This is a genomic window from Trabulsiella odontotermitis (genome assembly GCF_001188485.1).
GTDB classification, from domain to species: domain Bacteria; phylum Pseudomonadota; class Gammaproteobacteria; order Enterobacterales; family Enterobacteriaceae; genus Trabulsiella; species Trabulsiella odontotermitis_A.
Genome location: NZ_JNGH01000011.1, coordinates 1 through 1,214 on the forward strand (window position 1 = coordinate 1; position 1,214 = coordinate 1,214).

1 rRNA gene is annotated in these 1,214 nt (G+C 53.8%); it reads right to left on the minus strand.

The window, feature by feature from the left end:
* Positions 1-43: 43 nt before the first annotated feature.
* Positions 44-1,214, minus strand: a 23S ribosomal RNA gene (locus tag GM30_RS00885); the annotation flags it as partial.

Here is a 1,214-nt window from a genome sequence, read left to right on the forward strand (position 1 = left end):
GCTGAAAATCTTCTCTCATCCGCCAAAACATCTTCGGCGTTGTAAGGTTAAGCCTCACGGTTCATTAGTACCGGTTAGCTCAACGCATCGCTGCGCTTACACACCCGGCCTATCAACGTCGTCGTCTTCAACGTTCCTTCAGGAGACCTAAAGTCTCAGGGAGAACTCATCTCGGGGCAAGTTTCGTGCTTAGATGCTTTCAGCACTTATCTCTTCCGCATTTAGCTACCGGGCAGTGCCATTGGCATGACAACCCGAACACCAGTGATGCGTCCACTCCGGTCCTCTCGTACTAGGAGCAGCCCCCCTCAATTCTCCAGCGCCCACGGCAGATAGGGACCGAACTGTCTCACGACGTTCTAAACCCAGCTCGCGTACCACTTTAAATGGCGAACAGCCATACCCTTGGGACCTACTTCAGCCCCAGGATGTGATGAGCCGACATCGAGGTGCCAAACACCGCCGTCGATATGAACTCTTGGGCGGTATCAGCCTGTTATCCCCGGAGTACCTTTTATCCGTTGAGCGATGGCCCTTCCATTCAGAACCACCGGATCACTATGACCTGCTTTCGCACCTGCTCGCGCCGTCACGCTCGCAGTCAAGCTGGCTTATGCCATTGCACTAACCTCCTGATGTCCGACCAGGATTAGCCAACCTTCGTGCTCCTCCGTTACTCTTTAGGAGGAGACCGCCCCAGTCAAACTACCCACCAGACACTGTCCGCAACCCGGATTACGGGTCCACGTTAGAACATCAAACATTAAAGGGTGGTATTTCAAGGCCGGCTCCACGCAGACTGGCGTCCACGCTTCAAAGCCTCCCACCTATCCTACACATCAAGGCTCAATGTTCAGTGTCAAGCTATAGTAAAGGTTCACGGGGTCTTTCCGTCTTGCCGCGGGTACACTGCATCTTCACAGCGAGTTCAATTTCACTGAGTCTCGGGTGGAGACAGCCTGGCCATCATTACGCCATTCGTGCAGGTCGGAACTTACCCGACAAGGAATTTCGCTACCTTAGGACCGTTATAGTTACGGCCGCCGTTTACCGGGGCTTCGATCAGGAGCTTCGCCTTACGGCTGACCCCATCAATTAACCTTCCGGCACCGGGCAGGCGTCACACCGTATACGTCCACTTTCGTGTTTGCACAGTGCTGTGTTTTTAATAAACAGTTGCAGCCAGCTGGTATCTTCGACTGGTCTCAGCTCCA